Raw genomic sequence first — 20,416 nt, 5'->3', positions numbered from 1 at the left:
CGTGGCCTGATCGTCGCGCAGGCACTTTCGGACAAGGCCTAAGGCTCCCCTGCACCGCCCGGCCAGCCGCTACAGCTCGCTCAGGCGGACATGCCGAAGTAGTACAGCAGCCCGCCCAGCGTGACCAGCGAGCCCAGGGTCGAGACCAGAATGACCCTGGAGGCCACCCCGGCTTCGCGCTTGTAGTATTCAGCCAGCATGAAGGGGCCGGTGCCGGTCGGCAGGGCGCTGAGCAGCACTGCCGAGGTCGCCCACAGCGGCTGCAAGGCGAAGACCTTGAACGCGAGGACCCAGGTGATCAGCGGCTGACCGATGAGCTTCATCGCCACCAGTGGCCATGCGCTGCTCTGTCCGGCGGGTGCCTTGTGAGCGAGGAACAGCCCCAGCGATACCAGCGCGCAGGGGGTGGTCGCCGCCGCCAGCATATCGAGAAAGTGGACGACCGCAAGCGAAAGGCCAAGCCCGCTGGCCCCCCAGGCAGCGCCGGCCAGTGGCGCTATGACCAGCGGGTTCTTCGCCAGCGCGCGCAGCACCACGGCGATCGCCCGGCCGACGTGCCGCTCCTGCTGCTGGCCGATTTCGATGCAGATCACGGCAATGGCGAACAGCACGCAGACCACGATGAGGCTGGACACCAGCGCCGGCTGGAGGCCGGGCTGGCCGTAGAGCAATACACACAGTGGAATGCCGATGTAGCCGGTATTGGCGTAGCCGGCGCTGAGCCCATCGAGGCTGGCGGCGACCAGGCCGTGGCCAGCGAGCATTCGCCAGATGACGATGCAGCAGAACACCGCCAGTGCCCCGAGCCCGAACGACAGGATGAAACCCGGTTGCCAGATCTCCTGCCAGGTGGCCGTGGCGGTAACCTTGAACAGCAGCGCCGGCAGGCACAGCCAGACCACCATCAAGTTGATCTCCGAGGCGGCCCTGGGGCCGAGCTTGCCGGTTTTCCTGCAGAGGAAACCCACCAGGATGAGCGCGAAGATCGGAACGACGACGACAAGGATGGTATGCATGAACGAGATTTTCCGGGCCTTGGACGCGCCAGCTTAAAAGCCACCGCCGATGCAGTCCAATGACTTGCGCCTGTCGTTCGGCGAACCGCCGGCCGCATGGTTCCCGGCCTGCTCCAGGACCACGATAGCGCGCCGTGTATCAGATACTGCGCATCTTGCGGCTGACAGGGCCGTGCGGCCGGTGCGCGCTCACCGTGTAGCTATGGCGAGAACTCGTCCCGCGCACGCTCCCACAGGCGCATTTCCAGGCTGCCATGCACCGCCGTCGCACAGACGGCGGCCTGTCCGACGGCAACGCTTATCTGCTTGAGCGAATCGACCACGTCGCCAACGGCATACAGGCCGGCCACCGTGGTGCGCTGGTGGGCATCGACCTGCAAGGCACCCTGCTCATTCGTCCTGGCACCCAGCCGGACTGCGAGCTCGGAACAGGTCCGCGAGCCGAGGCAGGGGTAGACGATATCGAAGCCGTGGCTCTGGCCCTTGCGTGTGGTCAGCCGCACCTGGTCGTCCTCGACTCGGATATCCACGACCTGGTCATGGACGAGCGCGATGCCGGCATCACGAGCCGCACAGGCGGCCTCGTCGCTGGCCACCTCGTCGGTGGCCGCCACTACGGTGACCCGATCGGTGAAGTTGCGCAGGAACATCGCGTGGCCGATGGCGCAATGGACCTCCCCATAGATGGCCACGTTGTCACCATCGACTTCGTACCCGTCGCAGATGGCGCACAGGCGGACGATGGCCCGGGCGATCGCGTCGTAGGGCTGGTCCATTTGCGGCAAGGTATCGACGATGCCCGTCGCCAGGACGACACGACGCGCGCTTAGCGCGCGCCCATTGAGGGTTGCCAGAAAACCGCTGCCCTGTTTGCGCAATGACTCCACGCGTCCGGCTTCGACGGTGGCACCGTAACCGACCGCCTGGTCGCGTAGTCGGGCGAGCAGCTCGGCGCCAGAGATCCCAGGCGGGAAACCCGGATAATTATGCGAAACCGGGATCAGACTGGCGCGGCTGCGCCCTCCGTCGGCGACCAGCACGCGGCGGTGGAAGCGGCTCAAGTAGACGGCGGTCGTCAATCCGCCGGGGCCGGCGCCGACCACCAGGCAATCGATGTCCGCATGCTGCGCCTCGGCCGAGGCGGCGTCCGGAAGCGCAAAGGGTTTGCTGTACGGTTGCTGGCCCATGGCTGAGCACCTTCCCAAGTTGGTCATCAAGCAGTGACCTAGGCGCCCCGACAAAGGTTGGCCGAGTCGACGGATGGCCATCGATAGCCTTGGCAGGCCGGCGCTGCCCTTCATCGGCTTGTGCCGCAGCGCTACTGAACGGCGGCGGCCTCGCCCCTTTCGAAGTCCATGCAGGGCGCGCACGCGGCATCTGCGGATCCTTGCCCGTGTTCGCCGAGCGCCTCGAAGTTCTGGCACTTCAGGCGCATGTCGTTCAAGTCGTGCCCATATCTCGATGGGCTCTGGAGGCACCATGGCGCAGCAGCACCTGTCCGAGCGCTTTTCGACAGCTTGCCTGGACATTTCTTCTGGCATGGCAGGGTTTCGACCATGACTGCCAGAACGCAAGCTACCCTGCCGCTACCGAACACGTCGACGGCCTTCCTGTGGCGTTACGTGCGCCGGCGTCCCTGGCATTTCGGGACCTTGTTCATGCTCATCATTGGCGCCACCAGTTGCGCCGTCGCCGTGCAGTACGGCATGAAGCTGCTGGTTGACGCCATGGCCGAAGGAGCGCAAGGAGCGGGACGTGTCTGGCAGCCCTTCGGCCTGTTCATTGCGCTGATCGTGGTCGAGAACCTGTTCTGGCGCTGTGGCGGCTACCTGGGCTGCCGGACGGTGGTAGCCAGCTGCGCGGATCTGCGCATCGACCTGTTCAACCACCTCACCGGCCATCCGATGCGCTTCTTCACTCAGCACTTCGCCGGTTCCCTGGCCAATCGGATTTCCTCGGCAGGCGCCGCGGCCGGCTCGATCTATGGCGGCCTGGCGTGGAAGATCATACCGCCTTGCGTCGACTTCATCGGCGCGGTGGTGGTGTTGCTGACTGTCGACGTGGCGATGGGCCTGGCCCTGATCGTCAGCGTGCTGGTGGTGGCTTCGCTGATCACGGTCATGGGTATCCGTGGCCGTAGCCGGCACATCGCTTTCGCTGCACAGTCGGCCCGTGTGGGCGGCGAGATCGTCGACCAGGTCTCCAACGTCTGGACCATCAAGGCGTTCTCGGCGCGGGAGCGGGAGCGCCGGCGCCTGGAGCAGGCGATCGGCAGGGAAGCCAAGGCCCAGCGGCGCAGCTGGCTGTATCTGGAAAAGGCCCGGATGCTGCATGACATCTGTCTCTCGGTACTGGCTGGCGGAATGCTTGGCTGGGCCATCCTGCACTGGCGCAACGGCCTGATCACGCCGGGCGACGTGGTGATGGTCAGCGCCCTCACCTTCCGCATCCTTCACGGCTCGCGCGACTTGGCGCTGGCGCTGGTCGACACCTCCCAGCAGATGGGCGTGATCGCCGAAACCTTGCAGATCATCGTCCAGCCCCATGGCCTGAGCGACAGTCCGCTGGAGCTGGCGCAAAGTCGGGGAAGCATACGTCTGATCGACGTCAGCTATAGCCATGCCAACGGACACAAGGTGTTCAAGCACCTGTTCCTGGACATACCGGCCGGGCAGAAGGTCGGCATCGTCGGCCGCTCCGGTGCCGGCAAGTCGACCTTGCTGAGCCTGGCCCAGCGGCTGGACGATGTGCATGGCGGCGTGGTACTGATCGACGGTCGCGATATCCGCACCGTCAACCAGGACAGCCTGCGCCGGCAGATTGCCGTGGTGCCGCAGGAACCGGCGTTGTTCAACCGCAGCATCCTGGAAAACATTGGCTATGGCCAGCCTGCCGCGAGCCGTGAGCAGATCATTCAAGCGGCGCGCCATGCCCACTGCGAGGAATTCATCCGCGCACTGCCAGAGGGCTTCGATACCCGGGTTGGCGAACGCGGCCTGATGCTGTCCGGTGGCCAGCGCCAACGCCTGGGACTGGCTCGGGCCTTCTTGAAGGACGCACCGATCCTGATCCTCGACGAAGCCACCTCCGCGCTCGATTCCGAATCCGAGGCCAAGATCCAGCTGGCCCTGGAGCAACTGATGCAAGGACGCACCGTGCTGGCCGTGGCGCACCGGCTTTCGACCTTGGCACGGTTCGACCGGATCGTCGTGCTGCAGGACGGCCAGATCGTCGAGGATGGCCCGCCCGATACGCTGCGCCAAGGCGGCGGGCCGTTCCAGCAACTATGGATGGCGCAGGGCATGGGCGAGACGATATGAAGCGCTGCGGCCGCCCGGTGATGCTGCGCATGGCCTGGCGTCCAATCGCCAGGTCAATGCCTGACTGGCCTGCCTAACCGGCGCAACCGGCAAGCCTGCGTGAAACCGGCAGGCCTCCGGCGGCCAGGTGACGCGCACGGCCGACGCCCCAGGCCAGGGCCCTGTTCATCGACTCGCCAGGGCGCGAATCGAACGCCTCCTCGTACAGGTGTGCGCCCGTGTGTGCGTAGATGCCGATGAACAGCTGGGTGCTGCCGATGCGTGACAGCCGGACCTGGACATCGATCTTGGTGCCGTCCTCGAGGGTTTCGGCGTGTACGCGGTGATGCAGCGTGGGGTCTGTCCACCGCCAAAAGGTAGGACCGCGAAGTTTCATGCCACTCTCCTACGTCTTTTTTTCAATCCAGGAGTGAGTGCCACCATGCGCCTGCCGTCAAAGGAACGCGAGCCCCCGCGCCAGGTGCCCGGGGCGATCCGGACCGGCGGCCTGGAATGTTGTACGGTCGCTCCTTCTTTGTACTGCCTTGGCTACCGCGCCGCTTGTAGAAGGACTGCCGCTGGCGTATAAAATGTTATGTTATAACAACTTAAAGGAAGAGGATTTCATGTACGAATTTGCACAGCGCGGCAGGCGCTGGGTGCTAACAGGGGCAGCCGTGGCCAGCAGCGTCCTGTCCGGTACAGCGTTTTCGACCTCCGAAGCCGAGCGAACGCATGCCACCGAACTGGACGCCATGGAAGTCGTTGGCCAGCAAAGCGCTGCAGAACCGATCAGGCCGCTGGCGCGCGGTAGGCTCAGCAACGCACCGCAAAGCCTGCCAGCGGCTGTGTCCACGCTTACGGACGAAGACATCCGTACGCTCAATGTGGACCGGGATATTTCCAACATATATCGCCGTGTTCCTGGCGTGGTGGCCAACAATATCGACCAGGGCGACACGGGCAACGGTTTTCGCATGCGCGGCTTCGCGACCAATGGCACCCACGGCGCGGACGTGGCGGTCTATGTCGATGGCGTGCCGCAGAACATTCCATCGAGTCAGGGTGGGGCAGGTCACGGCCCGGTGTTCCTGGAGTGGCTCACCCCGCAGATGATCAAGCGTGTCGACGTCATCAAGGGACCGGTATCGGCACTGTACGGCGACCAGAACCGCGCAGGCTCGGTGAACATCGAGACGCTCGATGGCGGCGACGTGGCCTCGAGCATAGGCCTGGACATCGCCAGTTTCGATGGTCGTCGCGCCAACCTGGTGCTCGGTGGCGCACAGGAGGGGTTCGAATCGCTGTTCGTGGCCGACATCTACAAGACCAACGGCTATCGCAAAGCGGCCCAAACCGACCGTGACAACTACTTCTGGAAACTGACCAAGGTCGTTGACGATGCCAAGTACTCTGCCCGCTTCAGCCATTACCAGTCGGACTTCAAGAACGACGGTTACCTCAACCTGCCTGGGCTCAGGGCTGGCCAGATCAGCCGCCGCGATACCGACAACCTTTATGGTTTCGGCAATGCCAACCGTAACACCTATGTCTTCAATCGCGCGCCGGCGGACGGCGAGGCTGGCCTGTACTACACCGCCTACTACGAGGACTTCAGGCGGGTCCGCGGCATCGCCAATGGCAGCAATACCCACAACTACGGAAAGGATGAGCGTGACATCTATGGTGGCCGCCTGGCCTACAATTTCGTCCACGAAGACACTGCCGCGCTGATGATTGGCACCGAGGCACGCCGCGACAAGGGCGATGCCTATCGCCAGCAGTACCGCAACTTCCAGCCGACACCGAACTTCTACTATGACTTCGACATGGACCTGATCACCTATGGCGTCTTCGCCCAAGGCCAGTACAAACCGTTCGACGCGCTGAAGGTGCTCGGTGGCATCCGTTACGACCGTTTCGACTACGACATCGACAACCTCAAGTTCCGCGATGCCGATACCGGCTACCACAGTTCGGTCACCACACCGAAATTCGGCCTGGTGTGGACGCCGATCGAGCAGCTCGAACTGTTCGCCAACGTTGCCCAGGGCTTTCGCTCGCCAGCGGCAGAGTACATCAGTTCCGGAAGTGCCAGCGCACTGCCTCCAAGCCGATCCGGCGGCCAGGTCAACGGCAGCGTTCGCCCAAGCAAGGTCAAGTCCTACGATGTCGGTTTCACCGCACGACCGAGCGATCGGCTCACCACCACTACCGAGTTCTATTACATCGAGAACGACAGCGAGACGGTGCAGACTTCGCCAGGCGTATACGAGCAGGTCGGCGATACCACTCGCCGAGGCGCGGAGACCAGCTTCAACTACCAAGCCACGTCCACCGTCAGCGCGTATGCGAGCTACGCAAGGATCATCGATGCGGTGATCAACAATCCGGCGCCAGGTACCGGTGCCAGGCTGGTCGTGCCCGAGCATACCTACAAGGCGGGCGTGCAGTATCGCGACGCATTGCTGGGCGGCCAGCTGACGCTCAACGCCGATGCCTACCACCTGGCGGGTATCCCCTACTACATCGGCACCGAGAAAAAGCAAATGCCGCCCTATACCCGTTACGACCTGCGGGCCACCTACGACTACAGCGACTATCAATTCAGCCTGTACGGTACCTTCCAGCCCCATCGCTACGGCAGCGAAGTGGCGTACGGTACCAGTACCGGGCTGGTGATCGTGCCACAACCGTCCACCACTCTGGGCGCGTCGGTCAGGTACTTCTTCTGAGCATCGAGGCGCCTGCCCGCATGGGCAGGCCCTGGGCTCGGCTACCCCGCGGGCCAACCATTGCAACAGCGCCTGACAGCCGTTAGAGTCGCCGTTGGGCGTGAGCTGCGCCTGCGGTCCGCGCAAAGGGGTTGCCCAAGCCACATCCATCGACATTTCCATTCCAACTCCGGCTTGTCGGCGGACCGAGCCTCCCAAGGAGTTGGCATGATCGCCAAGCACGATTCCCGATACCACGGCCTGCCCGACCTGCCCATCCTGCGCAAGCGTGCCAAACGCCTGCTCAGCGAACTCAGGCAGGGTGAAGCCGACGCCACCCGCGAACAGCTGCGAAAACTCGGCCTGGCCGGCCCCGACTACCGCCTGGCAGACGTCCAGTGGCTGGTGGCACGCGAGTCCGGCTTTGCCAGTTGGCCCAGGCTCAAGGCCCATGTCGATGCCGTCGCGTTCGCGGCGCGTCATCCCGGCTTCGCTGCCGATGACGCGGCAAGCGTGCAGCATTGGCGCTGTGGCAACGACATCGAGCACAACCTGCGCACCGCCGGCTTCAGCGGCTCGTTCCACATGTTCGACGATCCGATGGTCATCGGGCCCGTACCGGCATTGCCCGACGAGCGATACTGGCAGGTACGGGCCGACTATCTGCGACAGGCCTTCGATCTCGACATCCAGGACATCGAACGGCGCCAGACCGCGCAGCGATCAGCATTGGCGCGACTGGGCGGTGACAGCGAGGTGGTGCTCTGGTGCGAGGCGGATGCCTATGACCAGCTGTTTCTGGTGCGCTTTCTGGCGAGCCTCCCCAGCCTGCCCCGTCGGCTCGAGCTGATCGAGATCAGCGCAGTCCCCGGTGTCGAACGTTTCATCGGCATTGGCCAGCTGGCTCCAGACCTGCTGGCCTGGCTTTGGCCGCAACGACGTCCATTGGGCGAGCCAGCCGTGGCCCTGGCGCGCAAGGCATGGGCTGCCTACACCGCGCCGCAACCCAGCGCCTGGGCTTGCCTGGCAGCCCAGCCGCACACGGCGCTGCCCCTGTTGCGCAATGCCCTGGCGCGACAACTGCAGGAATTGCCGGGAGCGCGCGACGGCTTGAGCCTTACCGAGCGTCTGCTCCTGAATGTCCTGGCCAGCCACGGCGAACTGCCCGCCGGACGCGTGTTCGCGCAGCTGAACATGCATGACGAACCCCTGCCCTACCTGGGTGACCTGATGTTCGATGTCCTGCTGCGACCGCTGGTCGATGCGGTCCACCCGCTGCTGCTGGAGGGTCGCGGCGACAGCTGGTTGCAACGGCCCTTGCGGCTGACGGCACTTGCCGAAAAGATCCTCGCAGGACAGGCGCACTGGCTCGATCACAGCCCAAGGCAGCGCTGGGTCGGTGGAGTACTTGTCCGGGCCGATGCGAAGCCTTGGGTCGTCAGCGAGCAAGGCGATGTCTGGCAGCGCGGGTGATCGGCAGGATGAACACCTGCCTCACGGTCGAGCCTGGCAGTCGTGCGCAAGCTTCGCTGGACTGCCCGACAGGCATGTGCGCCTGGCATGCCCAAGTGTTCCATCACCCGGTGTGTCTGGGTCGAGGTCGAACGACTAGGCCATCCACGTCTCGACCACCACGCGGGTCGCCGCGGCGATCAGTTCGCTGTTCGCCGGCGCGGCCTTTTCCCGACCACGGCTATATACCGCCAGGATCCACGGCGCCCGCCCTGGCGGCCAGACGATGCCGACATCGTTGGCCACGCCGTAGTCGCCAGACCCGGTCTTGTCCCCCACGGTCCAGCCCTCGGGCAGCCCGGCGCGAATCCGGGTAGCGCCCGTGGTATTGCCCTTGAGCCAGGCCTGCAGCTGCTGCTGGGCCGCGATCGGCAGGCCATCGGTCAACAGCAGGCGCTCGAGGGTAGCGCCCATGGCCAGCGGCGAAGAAGTATCGCGAGGGTCCCCGGGTAGCGCGCTGTTGAGCTCCGGCTCGTAGCGATCGAGGCGCAAGACCGGGTCGCCCAGCCTGCGGGCGAAAGCGGTCAGGCCGGCCGGGCCACCGACCTGCTCGAGCAGCAGGTTGCCTGCGGTATTGTCGCTGTACTGCACTGCGGCCGCGCACAGTTCGGCGACGGTCATGCCTGCGCCGACGTGCTTTTGCGTGACGGGCGAATACACCACCAGTTTGTCGCGCCCATAGACGAGCCTGCGTTGCAGCAAGCCCGGGTCGCCCTGGGCCTGGTGCAGGATGGCCCCGGCGAGGACCACCTTGAAGGTGCTGCACAAGGCGAAGCGCTCTTCGGCACGATAAGCCAGGCGCTTGCCGGTCCCCGTGTCCAGCGCCCACAGGCCCAGCGTACGGTCCGCGGACCGCTCGAGCCGTTGCAGCCGCTGCTCCAGCGGGTCGGCTGCCCAGCTCGGCAGAGCCAGGAGCGAGGTGCATCCAAGGATGCCTTGAAGCAGCTGCCGGCGGCGTATGGTTGGTTTCACGTGTGCGCTCCCCATGACGAATTTCGAACGGCGGAGATTAGACAGGCTGACGTCTCGGACCAAGCCGGCAGCTGGCCGGGACTGTTACCTTTTTTGACAAATGTTCGAGCCGCATCCGGTGGCCCATCGTCCCTGCCGCGAAAGCCAGCTGATGTCCATGTCCGGCCCGGAGCCAGGCCGCAAGGCAACCGTCAGGTCGAAACAACTCCGGCGAACAGCGGTTCGAGCAGCAGGCGTCGACGCGCCGCCTCGACTTCGGCCAGCGCCGTCTGCTCTGGGGCCACCAGGCCTTGCAGGTAGACGAACTGCACGTCGAACAAGCCGATGGTCGCCAGTACATGGCGCAGGTAGGGCGTGAGGAAATCCGGCTGGCGAGCCCGGGGGCCGCGATGGAAGCCACCCGAACTGACGAGCACATGCACCGGACGGTCCGCCAGCAGTCCGACCTTACCGTCGGGCGTGGCCGCGAAGGTACGGCCAATCCGCACCACCAGATCGATCCAGAGCTTGAGAGCGGCCGGTAGCGTGAAGTTGTGCATGGGCGTTGCAATCACCAGTGCATCGCTGCGCTCGAGCTCGCCGATCAGACGTTGCGACAACTCCAATACCGGATCGCTGTCGGGAAGCCTTTGGGTGAGCGCATCGGCGTAGAGCCTGTCCAGCGGTCTCAGGGCATCGCCTTGCAGGTCCCGCCTCGTCAGGATCAGGCCAGGCTTGCGACGCTGCAGGGCGTCGAGCAGCTCTTCAGCCAGGCGATAGCCAAGCGATGACGCTGGCCGCGGACTGGCATTGATCAGCAGGACCTCACGCATGGCACGTCCCCTCCGGCAGCGGCTGGACGAAATGCATACCCTTGGCGAGCAGGCCCTCACGGAAGTAGAACCGTTGCGCGAGCGGCATGTGCAAGCCGGTATCGAGCACCAGGTGCTGCGCTGCGCTGCGTATCGCTTCGCGGCGGACCTGGTCGAGCAACTGCGCTCCAATCCCGGCGTGGCGCTGCGACTGGGCAACCACCAGGTCATCGACATAGACGAACCGCCCATGAAGCAGGTTCTCCAGCATGCGAAAGCCGACCAGGCCGACCAGTTCGGTGTCGAGCCAGGCCCCGAGCAACCGGTAGTGCTGTTGGGACTGGCGTTGCACCTGGGTGGCGAATGCGCAGGCGTCCACCAGCAAGGGACGTAACAGGCGCATCAGTTCGAAAGCGCCGAGCAGGTCGGCGTGCTTTATCAGGTAGCAAAAGCGTGGCTGGAGCTTCATGGTCGGTGCCCTTGGCGGAATGAGCCCGCACCATAGGACGTCGCAGCTTTTCGACACAGGGCCAGGAACGCTCGGAATGCATGGGTCATGGGCGTGGGCGTCGCGCAGGCGCGATCGCCTGTGTACGTGAGCTACCATCTGGCGGCTACCTGGAGGAAAGTCGTCATGCTCGCCCGCAGCACACCGGATCGTAACGCCACCCTGCCGGTCTACCGGCAACTCTACCAACGCTACCGCGACGCCATCATCGCCGGCCAGCTCAAGCCAGGCGATCGCGTGCCCTCGGTGCGAGCGCTGGCCGCCGAGCTGAACCTGGCACGCGGCACGGTGGAGACGGCCTACCAGCTATTGATCGGCGAAGGCTATCTGCAAGCCCGTGGTTCGGCCGGCACCGTAGTATGCCCGCACTTGTCGAAGGCCGCGGTCATGCCGCCAGCGGCCACGGCACCGCTGCCCTGTTACACGGCGACGCATACCGGGGCTGCGCCGATGCCCTTGCAGATGGGGCTGCCGGCGCTCGATGCATTCCCGCGCAAGACCTGGACACGCCTGGCCAGTCGCGTGGTCCAGCAAAGCGGCCTGGAGGGCATGGTCTATCCGGACCCACAAGGGGATGAACCGCTACGGGTGGCCGTGGCTCGTTACCTTGGCATATCGCGCGGCATCGCCTGCGCCCCCGAACAGGTGTTCATCTGCGCCGGCTATCGTGCCTGCCTGGAACTGATCGCGCGCAGCGTGCTGAACGGTGGCGACCAGGGATGGTTCGAAGACCCGGGCTACTTCCTGGCTCGACGGTTCTTCGAACAGAGCGCCCTGGAGCTGGTGCCGGTGCCAGTGGATGCGCACGGACTGCGCGTGGAAGTCGGGACCTACCGTGCACCCCAGGCACGCTTTGCCGTCGTCACGCCTTCGCACCAGAGCCCGCTGGGCGTGTCCATGTCGCTGCCTCGCAGGCAGGCCTTGCTGGCCTGGGCCTACGACCAGCGCAGCTGGATCATCGAAGACGACTACGACAGCGAGTACCGCTACGTGGGCCGACCGTTGCCGGCCTTGAAGAGCCTCGATACTCATGGGCGCGTGCTCTATACCGGAACCTTCAGCAAGGTGCTGGTCCCTGGCCTGCGCCTGGCCTACCTGGTGGCGCCACCGGAGCAGGTCGCACGCTTCGCCCGCACGGCCGATGTCCTGCACAACCATTGCCCGCACCTGTTGCAGCGCACTACCGCGACCTTCATCGAGGAAGGGCATTTTGCCCGTCACCTGAAGAAGATGCGCAGTCTGTACGCCTGTCGCCGTGCCCTGCTCAGCGATGCCATTGCCGCTCGCCTGGGGGACAGGCTGAGCCTCGAACTGCGCGCCGGCGGCATGCATGTGCTGGCGAGCCTGGCGGCAGGCTTGCAGGACAACCTGCTTGCCAGCCGTGCGCGCCAGGCTGGCCTGGCTCCACAGGCGCTTTCCAGCTGGTACCAGCAGGCGCCGGCGCGGCAGGGGCTGTTGATGGGCTTCACCAATGTGAAGGATGCGGAGTCAGCGGCGGAACTTGCCACGCGCATCGCCGCGCTGCTGGATTGAGGCGGCGCCAGGCAACGAGCGCGTCGGCGCAGGTTGCGCTCAGTGCAGGTCGGCCCGGTCCAGCCCATAGAGCTTGTCCGCCGAGCCAGGCACGGCCTGGAACGCCACGCTCAGACGGTTCCAGGCGTTGATCGAGATGACCAGAAACGAAAGATCGGCCAGCTCGGTGTCCGACAGCGACTCGCGCATGCGCTGGTAGAGGTCGTCCGATACGCCGTGGGGCTCGAGGCGGGTCAAGGCCTCGGTCCACTCCAGCGCGGCGCGTTCACGGGCCGAGAACAGCGTCGATTCGCGCCAGACCGTGACATGGTGCAGGCGCAGTTCACGCTCGCCATGGATCTTCGCCTCCTTGACATGCATGTCGACGCAAAAGGCGCAGCCGTTGAGCTGCGAGGCACGCAGCGTGACCAGATGGCCGACTTCGGCGAGAAACGGTTTCTTCTTCAGCAGCTGGGCCAGCTCCATGTATTTGCCAGCGGCATCGGGGGAGAGTTTGAAGTAGTCGAGACGTTGGGACATGCCTGGGCTCCTGTGCCAGTCGATTGGATCGCTGCGGTATGCGAGCGACAGGCGAACGGTAACGCTGGCCCGACCTGCGTCGCAGGGCCAGGAAAGGCATTTTCGACTAGGCCATCAGGCTGGCAGGCGGCACGACCCAGGCGCCGAGCCCCGTTCGCCGCCCGAGCGCGACCGGGTCGGGGCCAGCGCCTCGGGCGATCGGCTACTTGCCGTGGTGCTCCATGGTCTGGCGATACAGCTCGATGAAAGGCGCTTCGGCCGGATCGATGCGATCCATGCCCGCCGCGATCCGGTGCCAGTAGGGATACAGCGGCGCCAGGCGGGTCGCCTGCTCGATCTGCCGGAGGTCCTCATCGAGCAGCTGCAGCTCGACGGCCTTGAGGTTGTCCTGCAACTGCTGCTCGGAACGTCCGGCGGTGATCACGCTGGTGATGCCCGGACGGTCCTTGAGCCAGGCCAGGCAGACCCGCGACGGCGAACAGCCGTGACGCTCTCCGACCTGAATCAGGGTTTCGATGATGTCGTAGGCGCGCTCGCGGTCATGCACGTAGGGCTCCGGCCAGTCGTTGCCCTGGCGGGTCCCGCGCGGGGTCTGCTGGCCGCGGCGGACCTTGCCGGTCAGCAAGCCCTCGCCCAGCGGGCCCCAGACCAGCGTGGCGAAGCCTTGGTCCAAGGCCATGGGCAGCAGTTCGTACTCGGCCTCGCGGGATTCGGGCGTGTAGTAGATCTGCTGGGAAACCGGCTGCTGCCAGCCGTTCAGACGCGCGCTGCCGAGCGTCTTCATCATTTGCCAGGCACTGTAGTTGGACGTGCCGATGTAGCGGATCTTGCCACTCTGGACCAGGTGATCCAGCGCTGCCAGCGTCTCTTCCACCGGTGTCATGCCATCCCAGTTATGGATCTGGTAGAGGTCGATGTGGTCGGTGCCCAGGCGCTTGAGGCTGGCCTCGCAGGCGCGGATCAGGTGGTAGCGCGACGCGCCGCTGTCGTTGGGATTCTCGCCCATCGGGCTGCGCGCCTTCGACGCCAGGATGATCGACTCGCGGCGCTTGCCAAGGGCCTTGCCGACTATTTCTTCGGCCAGGCCGTGGGAGTAGAGATCGGCCGTATCGACCAGGTTCACGCCGGCCTCGAAGGCCATGTCGAACATGCGGGTCGCCTGGGCGACGTTCACGCTGTCGGTTTTCTCGAACGAACCACGGCCGCCAAAGGGCACGCTGCCGATGACGAGTTCTGAAACGAATAGACCGGTATTGCCCAATGCACGGTATTCATGGCGGACCTCCTGATGCCTTGGTAACGAGCCGAACGGTCAGCTGAATGACCTGCGCTGTTCATTCACCGACGACACCCTGAGCTGAAACGTTCAAGTTGAGTTTCAGGAAGTTGATGGGCTTCTTTGTAACAAGAAATTCCGGCAAAATAAATGCTAACAATTATCATAAGCATTAATTCGGATAGGAATCGTACATGTCATGCCCCTCACCGCTGCCTCGCTTCAGTTCGTCACGCGATCTTCTGGCCCTGGCCGTCTGCATGACGACCTTCGCCCCCACATGGGCCAATGAACGCAGCGAGAACCGAGACGGGCCTGCCGTTGCAACCATAGAGTTGAGCGCCACCGAAATCGCCAGCGAAGGGTTGGGCAGCACCACGGAAGGCTCGCAGTCTTACACCACCGGCGCCATGTCGACCGCTACCAAATTGCCGATGAGCCTACGCGAGACGCCCCAGGCCGTTACCGTCATCACCCGCCAGCGGATGGATGACCAGGCCATGACGAGCATCAATGATGTGGTCAAGGCAACTCCTGGTCTGTTCCTGGATTTGTCCAGCGGGCCCGGCCGCCAGACTTATTCGGCGCGCGGCTTCGATATCGACAACCTCATGTATGACGGCATTCCCAGCGGCTACCAAGGCTGGACGGTGGGCGCCCAGCCGAACCTGGCGATGTTCGATCGGGTCGAGATCGTGCGAGGCGCCACCGGGCTGATCACCGGCTCGGGAAACCCTTCGGCAGCCGTCAACCTGGTGCGCAAGCGTCCGCTGGCCGAGCAGCAGGTCACCCTGACCGGCGCGGCAGGCGGCTGGGATGACTATCGTGGCGAGCTTGACGCCTCGAGCCCGCTCAACGACAACGCCTCCTGGCGCGGTCGCGTGGTCGCTTCCTACCGTGATGCCGACAGTTTCGTCGACCATGCCGCCGAGGACCATGGCCTGTTGTACGCCATCACCGAAGCAGATCTGGACGATGACACCACCTTGACCCTCGGACTCTCGCACCAGAAGGACAAGACCAATTATTTCTGGGGTGCCTCGCTGATCGGCCTCGATGGGCACCATCTCGACCTGCCGCGTTCGTACAACCCCGGGACGACATGGGAAAACAAGGACCAGGAGATCAATACCGTCTTCGCCGAGCTTCGTCATCATCTGGCCAATGGCTGGAAGCTTCAGCTCAACGCCAATTATGCCGAACAGAACGCGCTGTTCTCCGGCTCATACCAGTCGCGCTGGGTCGATCGCACCTTGGCCCGGACCGTCTATCAGGCCGCCTACGATGAAAACCAGGCGGGCATCGACGGCTTCGCCAGTGGGCCGTTCCAGGCATTCGGCCGCACCCATGAGCTGGTCGTGGGCGCCAGCGAGCGCCGCTTCGACATGACCACCCATGCCTATAGCCCCTACGACCAAAACTGGCCGATCGAGGCCGGCAAGCCGGAATTCGTGCATAGCGGCGATAGCCGTGCAGTCACTACCCAGCAAGGCGTATACGCCACCACCCGCCTGAGCCTGGCCGACCCGCTCAAGCTGATCCTTGGGGGACGCCTGGACTGGTACGACTACGACAATCGCGACGGCACCGGCGATTACAAGGTGACGCGCAACGTCACCCGTTACGCCGGCCTCGTCTATGACCTGGATGACCGTCATTCGGTCTACGTCAGCTACAGCGATATCTCCAACCCGCAAAGCGAGCTCGATACCAGCGGCGCCCCGGTCCGGCCGATCGTCGGCAAGAACCATGAGGTGGGCATCAAGGGCGAATACTTCGGCGGCGCGCTCAATGCGAGCCTGGCGGTGTTTCGCGTTGACCAGGAAAACCGCGCGGTCCAGGTCTTCCTGCCGGACTGCCCGCAAGCCAGTTGCTACGAAGCGTCCGGCAAGATTCGCAGCCAAGGCATCGACCTCGAACTGCAAGGCGCATTGACCCCGAACTGGCAGGTCGGCGCCGGTTATACCTATGCGCGCGTGCATACCCTCGAGGATGATGCCAACCCGCGGAACGTCAACCAGCGCTTCGACACCGACCTGCCGGAGCACTTGTTCAAGCTGTCCACCGTCTACCGCTTCCAAGGCCCGCTGGAGAAACTGCGAGTGGGTGGCAATCTCTCCTGGCAGAGCCGTCTGTACAATGATGTGGCGCTCCCCGATGGCAGCAGCTACCGGCTCGAACAAGGCGCCTACGCGGTAGCCGACCTGATGGCCGGCTACCGGGTCAATCGCAACCTGGATCTGCAGTTGAACGCCAACAACATCTTCGATCGCAAGTACTACGCGTCCATTTCCAGTTCGGTCGACTATGGCGGTGACACCTATGGCGCGCCGCGCAACCTGATGTTGACCGCCAGGTACAGTTTTTGAAAGGCAACGGCGCATGGACGCGCCTTGCGCAATGATCGCGCTTCAGTTTCCGGCCAAGCGTTTCCTGTAGCGCGCGATGTCCTCCGGCGTCACGTCATCGCGATAGCACACAGGTGAGTGGCCGCCGGGCTTGCTGTAGGCACTTCGCCTCCCACAAGCGCTGCCGTTTCTGGTCGTGTTGAAGGGGCAGGCGCACGGTCCAGGGTAGGAAGCGATGGACTCGGCAATGATACGTCTGGCTATTTCATCGTCGGATAGGCCGCTGGGTCCGGCTTGAACCGCGCAAACGCCGAACAGCAGGCTGAACGCAAGCGCATTTCCCCTACGCATCTGACTTCTCCCTGTAGTCGGGCTGCTGGCTATTCGCTAGCAAACAGCCAAGTTGTAGCCTACGGGTAATCAGATTGCCACCTGGTTTTGGAGGGCTGCAGCAACCTTGCCGGCAAACAAGGGTAGGAAGATCGTGAATGCGAGCTCGAGGCTGCAAAGCCAAAGGGAGCGCCCGGCCTGCGCTGTCCGTCGCGCGCATAGAACCATCGACGTTGCATGCCTGTCTGGATTGAGACACCCATGCTGGAGTCGTGCTTCATGGTCGCCACCCTGTTATCCCTCGGTAGCATCAACGCCGATTTCCAGGTGAGGGTCGATGATCCGCCGGGAACGGTCGAAACTTCGCTGGCGCATGATTTGTGTCGGCTCGGCGGCGGCAAGGCTGCAAACCGAGCCTTTCTGGGCAGGTTGTACGGTCTCGACTGTCATCTGCTCGGCAGGGTTGGCGCGGATGACCTGGCCGAGCAGGCGCTGGCGCCGCTGCGCCAAGTGGGAGTGAATCTCAAGGGTGTTTCCCGCTCGACCAGCGCTGGCACGGCGGTGTCGATGATCATGGTGCCACCGCAAGGCAAGAAGCACATCGTCCTGGCAAGCAATGCCAACGACGACTGGGATGAAGCCGCGATCGCCGATGTACTCGAACGCATCGCCCAGGCTTCGCGTCCCTCCTGGCTGACCGTCGACTGCGAGATTCCAGCCGCGGTAGCCAGCCGCGCACTCGCACAAGCCAGGCGTGCCGGCATGCCGGTGCTGCTCGACCCATCCTTCGCCCAGCGGGTCGACCTTGGCTGGCTCGATGGCCTCGCCGCCATCACGCCCAACTGCGAGGAAACCTCGGGCCTGCTAGGTACACATGTCGAGACCCTCGAGCAGGCTGCGCGGGCGGTCCGGGAACTATCCCGTCGTGGGGTGCACATCGCCTGCGTGAAACTCGCCGATGGCGGTGCCGTGCTGGCGCACGAGGACGGTGTCTACCACGTTCCTGGCGCTGGCATGACGGTGGTCGACAGCACGGGCGCGGGCGACGCCTTCAGTGGCGTGCTGGCCGTTTGTCTGGTGCAAGGTTTCACGCCGCTGGAGGCAGCCTGTCGCGCCGTCGCGGCATCCGACCTGAGCGTCGGCGGCTATGGTTCACAACCGGCCTATCCATCCCCGGCGCAAATCGAAGGGCACGCGCCCGCCATCTGCCAACAGGTGAGGAAGTTGCATGGCTGAAGTCACCTTCGATCACTATGACGGCGAGGACGAGCGACGCCGTGAAGCACTCCTGTCTCTGGGCAATGGGGTGCTCTCGTGGCGCGCAAGCGCTCCGGAAGCGTTGTTTTCAGCGGATCGCACCGCGCATTATGCGGGACTCTATCGCGCAGGCTGGTATGACGATGCGCTGCGGCAGGTGAATGGCCGGCCGACCCGTATCGAATCGCTGGTGAATCTGCCCGACCCCTTTGGCCTGAGTTTCTCCGTCGATGGCCAGCATTGGTTTGGCGGCCAGGCGCAGGGCTACCAGCAAACAGTCGACCTGCACTCATCGGTGCTGCGCAGAACCTTGCGTCTGCAAATCGGCGATTGCTGCTGCGTGCTCGAAGAAGAACGCTTCGTCAGCCTCGACGACCCCACCCTGGCGGTCCTGCGCTGGGAGTTGAGCGGCGAGGACCTGCCCGATCGGCTCCATGTGCGCGCAATTCTCGACAGTACCATCGGCAATGACCTGATCGAGCGGGAACAGGCCTATGAGGGCAAGCGTCTCGACATACGGGAATGGGTGCATGATCGCAGCGGATTTGCCGGCGTACTGGCGCGTCTTCCCGAATCGGGAGACGAAGTGGCAGTGCTCTGCCAGTTGGTCACGCAACCTGCCATTGGCTGGACGACCTGGATGAAGGCTGGAATGACGATCCAGGACGCTACCTGGCTGACGGACGGCGCGTCCCTGGTGGTGGAAAAGCGCGTGCGCGTCTTGCTCGGTGAGCAGATCCCGCGTCCACTGGCTTCGGCCGCCGCATGCATGCCGGAGGCGGCCTTCGCCGCGTTGCGCCGCGCCCACGAGCAGTGCTGGCGCACGCTCTGGGAGGCCGCTGACATCACCGTGCATGACCCGTCGCTGGCCAGCCCGCTTCGCCTGGGCATGTGGCATGTGCTGCAGAGCAGCCCCATCGCCCAGGGGCAGTATGACCAGGGCTTTCCATCACGGGGCTGGCAAGAGGGTTACTTCGGACAGATCTTCTGGGACGAAATGTTCGTCCTGCCCTTCCTGGCCAGCCGTTTCGCCAGGCTCAGCGAGCAACTGCTCGCTTACCGTCACCGCCATCTCGAGACTGCCAGGCGCAGCGCCCGCGCCGCCGGATATCGAGGCGCCATGTTTCCTTGGCGCAGCGCGCGCAGCGGTACGGAGCAGACGCCGCCGCTGCGGCTCAACCCGCTCTCCGGGCGCTGGATGGAAGATCCCACCTATTTGCAGCGGCATGTCGGCAGCGCCGTTGCCTACGATGCCTGGCAGCACTACCAGATCACCGGAGACGCGGCCTGGCTGGGCGGGGTGGGTGCCGAACTGATGATTGAGGTCGCACGTTTCTGGGCCAGCATCGCGGTCTTCGACCCGTCGACCGGCCGCTACATGATCCGTGGCGTGATCGGGCCGGATGAATATCACAATGGCTACCCAGGCCATGCCCAGCCGGGCCTGGACAACAATGCCTACACCAATGTGATGGCAGCCTGGGTACTGTTCCAGGCCCGCGACCTGCTCGATCAACTGCCGGACCATTCGAGGATCGGCCTGGTGCAGCGCCTGGCGCTTGGCGAGGAGGAACCCGGAGGCTGGACAGCGATCGCCGAGCGCATGTACCTGCCCTTCGTGCAAGACGGCATCCTGAACCAGTTCGATGGATACGAGCGGTTGCTCGCCTCCCCGGCCGGCTGGCACCCCGATCGCTCGCCACGGCTGGACTGGCTGCTGGAGGCGCGACATGACTGCACTGATCGCTACCAGTTGTCCAAGCAAGCCGATGTGCTGACGCTGTTGCATCTGTTCCCGCCGATCGAACTGCGACGACTCTGCGAACGAATGGGCTATGGATTCGACGACGCGGCCATGCGTAGGACCGCGGCGTTTCACCTGGCGCGGATCACCCATGAGTCGAGCCTGTCCAAGCTGGTTTGCGCTGGCGCGCTGGCCCATCTGGACCCGGAGGCATCCTGGAGGTACTTCTGTGACTGCATTCGTACCGACCTGGATGCACCGGCCGACAGCGGCACGCGGGAGGGGGTCCATCTGGCCGCGATGGGTGGCGCGATCGACGTGTTGCAAAGACATTACCTGGGTTTGTACCCCAGCGCCGACGGCTTGTACCTGCGCCCTGCCGTGCCGCCCGCCCTCGACGGGGTCGCCATGAAGGTCTGCATCCATGGCCGCAGCCTCACGGTCGAGCTTCGAGCGCGCCAGTTGCATCTCCAACTGGCGGCCGACGCGTTGCCAATGGACATCGTCCACCATGGTCAGCGTCTGACGCTCCGGCCAGGCATCGGGCAGGTCATCGAGTGTAGGCCCACCCCTGCCGGCAGCTTGGCGTGAGCTCCG

Annotated in this window: 15 protein-coding genes; 7 read left to right on the top strand and 8 right to left on the bottom strand. The window is 64.4% G+C overall.

Annotated elements, in window-relative coordinates; all coding sequences use genetic code 11:
- Positions 1–80: 80 nt before the first annotated feature.
- Both ACY8GK_RS04380 and ACY8GK_RS04375 read right to left on the bottom strand, forming a co-directional pair.
- The gene (locus ACY8GK_RS04380) at positions 81–1,016 is read right to left on the bottom strand and encodes an AEC family transporter (protein ID WP_196174908.1); all 936 of its coding nucleotides are present in this window, start codon (positions 1,014–1,016) and stop codon (positions 81–83) included.
- 200 nt (positions 1,017–1,216) lie between these two features.
- Positions 1,217–2,203, bottom strand: a complete 987-nt coding sequence (locus ACY8GK_RS04375; RefSeq protein WP_462402429.1) for an NAD(P)/FAD-dependent oxidoreductase — start codon at positions 2,201–2,203, stop codon at positions 1,217–1,219.
- Between the two features lie 369 nt (positions 2,204–2,572).
- Between ACY8GK_RS04375 and ACY8GK_RS04370 the strand changes: the two genes are divergently transcribed.
- Entirely contained in the window at positions 2,573–4,336 is a 1,764-nt protein-coding gene (locus tag ACY8GK_RS04370) for an ABC transporter ATP-binding protein (RefSeq protein WP_462402428.1), read from the top strand.
- 73 nt (positions 4,337–4,409) lie between these two features.
- Here ACY8GK_RS04370 and ACY8GK_RS04365 read toward each other — a convergent pair whose 3' ends face one another.
- Entirely contained in the window at positions 4,410–4,712 is a 303-nt protein-coding gene (locus tag ACY8GK_RS04365; protein ID WP_196174911.1) for a hypothetical protein, read from the bottom strand.
- A 229-nt stretch (positions 4,713–4,941) separates the two neighbouring features.
- On the opposite strand from ACY8GK_RS04365, the gene ACY8GK_RS04360 reads away from it, so the two are divergent.
- Both ACY8GK_RS04360 and ACY8GK_RS04355 read left to right on the top strand, forming a co-directional pair.
- On the top strand, positions 4,942–7,050 hold the full coding sequence (locus ACY8GK_RS04360; RefSeq protein WP_462402427.1) for a TonB-dependent receptor: 2,109 nt from the start codon (positions 4,942–4,944) through the stop codon (positions 7,048–7,050).
- Positions 7,051–7,257: 207 nt separating this feature from the next.
- The gene (locus ACY8GK_RS04355) at positions 7,258–8,502 is read left to right on the top strand and encodes a DUF1835 domain-containing protein (RefSeq protein ID WP_196174913.1); all 1,245 of its coding nucleotides are present in this window, start codon (positions 7,258–7,260) and stop codon (positions 8,500–8,502) included.
- Positions 8,503–8,637: 135 nt separating this feature from the next.
- Here ACY8GK_RS04355 and bla read toward each other — a convergent pair whose 3' ends face one another.
- The 3 genes from bla to ACY8GK_RS04340 all read right to left on the bottom strand — a co-directional run bounded on the left by bla (position 8,638) and on the right by ACY8GK_RS04340 (position 10,773).
- Positions 8,638–9,474 (bottom strand): class A beta-lactamase, encoded by an 837-nt coding sequence (gene bla / locus ACY8GK_RS04350; RefSeq protein ID WP_462402980.1) that lies wholly within the window; start codon positions 9,472–9,474, stop codon positions 8,638–8,640.
- A gap of 230 nt (positions 9,475–9,704) precedes the next feature.
- The gene (locus ACY8GK_RS04345; protein WP_462402426.1) at positions 9,705–10,325 is read right to left on the bottom strand and encodes an FMN-dependent NADH-azoreductase; all 621 of its coding nucleotides are present in this window, start codon (positions 10,323–10,325) and stop codon (positions 9,705–9,707) included.
- Positions 10,318–10,773, bottom strand: a complete 456-nt coding sequence (locus ACY8GK_RS04340; RefSeq protein ID WP_196174916.1) for a GNAT family N-acetyltransferase — start codon at positions 10,771–10,773, stop codon at positions 10,318–10,320. The genes ACY8GK_RS04345 and ACY8GK_RS04340 overlap by 8 nt, the downstream gene beginning before the upstream one ends.
- Before the next feature lie 165 nt (positions 10,774–10,938).
- Here ACY8GK_RS04340 and pdxR point away from each other — a divergent pair, with 165 nt between their 5' ends.
- Positions 10,939–12,345, top strand: a complete 1,407-nt coding sequence (pdxR, locus tag ACY8GK_RS04335; RefSeq protein WP_196174917.1) for a MocR-like pyridoxine biosynthesis transcription factor PdxR — start codon at positions 10,939–10,941, stop codon at positions 12,343–12,345.
- A 39-nt stretch (positions 12,346–12,384) separates the two neighbouring features.
- On the opposite strand, the gene ACY8GK_RS04330 is transcribed toward pdxR, so the two are convergent.
- Both ACY8GK_RS04330 and ACY8GK_RS04325 read right to left on the bottom strand, forming a co-directional pair.
- Positions 12,385–12,864 (bottom strand): carboxymuconolactone decarboxylase family protein, encoded by a 480-nt coding sequence (locus ACY8GK_RS04330; RefSeq protein WP_196174918.1) that lies wholly within the window; start codon positions 12,862–12,864, stop codon positions 12,385–12,387.
- Positions 12,865–13,066: 202 nt separating this feature from the next.
- Entirely contained in the window at positions 13,067–14,125 is a 1,059-nt protein-coding gene (locus tag ACY8GK_RS04325; RefSeq protein WP_462402425.1) for an aldo/keto reductase, read from the bottom strand.
- 275 nt (positions 14,126–14,400) lie between these two features.
- Between ACY8GK_RS04325 and ACY8GK_RS04320 the strand changes: the two genes are divergently transcribed.
- The 3 genes from ACY8GK_RS04320 to ACY8GK_RS04310 all read left to right on the top strand — a co-directional run bounded on the left by ACY8GK_RS04320 (position 14,401) and on the right by ACY8GK_RS04310 (position 20,410).
- Complete coding sequence (locus tag ACY8GK_RS04320) at positions 14,401–16,509, top strand: TonB-dependent siderophore receptor (protein ID WP_462402979.1); 2,109 nt, start codon at positions 14,401–14,403, stop codon at positions 16,507–16,509.
- A gap of 546 nt (positions 16,510–17,055) precedes the next feature.
- Entirely contained in the window at positions 17,056–18,054 is a 999-nt protein-coding gene (locus ACY8GK_RS04315) for a PfkB family carbohydrate kinase (RefSeq protein WP_462402424.1), read from the top strand.
- A complete protein-coding gene (locus ACY8GK_RS04310) occupies positions 18,047–20,410 on the top strand; it encodes a glycosyl hydrolase family 65 protein (protein ID WP_462402423.1) in 2,364 nt (787 codons plus the stop codon). The genes ACY8GK_RS04315 and ACY8GK_RS04310 overlap by 8 nt, the downstream gene beginning before the upstream one ends.
- The last annotated feature ends 6 nt before the right edge of the window (positions 20,411–20,416 follow it).

It is taken from the genome of Pseudomonas sp. Marseille-QA0332, from assembly GCF_054950175.1.
Note: the sequence above shows the minus strand (reverse complement) of the source record. Positions and strands in the feature narration are given on the sequence as shown.

Coding starts and splice junctions, on each gene's coding strand:
- ACY8GK_RS04360 (WP_462402427.1), top strand. CDS start 4,942: ATGTACGAATTTGCACAGCGCGGCAGGCGCTGGGTGCTAACAGGGGCA.
- pdxR (WP_196174917.1), top strand. CDS start 10,939: ATGCTCGCCCGCAGCACACCGGATCGTAACGCCACCCTGCCGGTCTAC.
- ACY8GK_RS04365 (WP_196174911.1), bottom strand. CDS start 4,712: ATGAAACTTCGCGGTCCTACCTTTTGGCGGTGGACAGACCCCACGCTG.
- ACY8GK_RS04370 (WP_462402428.1), top strand. CDS start 2,573: ATGACTGCCAGAACGCAAGCTACCCTGCCGCTACCGAACACGTCGACG.
- ACY8GK_RS04320 (WP_462402979.1), top strand. CDS start 14,401: ATGACGACCTTCGCCCCCACATGGGCCAATGAACGCAGCGAGAACCGA.
- ACY8GK_RS04340 (WP_196174916.1), bottom strand. CDS start 10,773: ATGAAGCTCCAGCCACGCTTTTGCTACCTGATAAAGCACGCCGACCTG.
- ACY8GK_RS04375 (WP_462402429.1), bottom strand. CDS start 2,203: ATGGGCCAGCAACCGTACAGCAAACCCTTTGCGCTTCCGGACGCCGCC.
- ACY8GK_RS04380 (WP_196174908.1), bottom strand. CDS start 1,016: ATGCATACCATCCTTGTCGTCGTCGTTCCGATCTTCGCGCTCATCCTG.
- ACY8GK_RS04315 (WP_462402424.1), top strand. CDS start 17,056: ATGCCTGTCTGGATTGAGACACCCATGCTGGAGTCGTGCTTCATGGTC.
- ACY8GK_RS04345 (WP_462402426.1), bottom strand. CDS start 10,325: ATGCGTGAGGTCCTGCTGATCAATGCCAGTCCGCGGCCAGCGTCATCG.
- ACY8GK_RS04330 (WP_196174918.1), bottom strand. CDS start 12,864: ATGTCCCAACGTCTCGACTACTTCAAACTCTCCCCCGATGCCGCTGGC.
- ACY8GK_RS04355 (WP_196174913.1), top strand. CDS start 7,258: ATGATCGCCAAGCACGATTCCCGATACCACGGCCTGCCCGACCTGCCC.
- ACY8GK_RS04310 (WP_462402423.1), top strand. CDS start 18,047: ATGGCTGAAGTCACCTTCGATCACTATGACGGCGAGGACGAGCGACGC.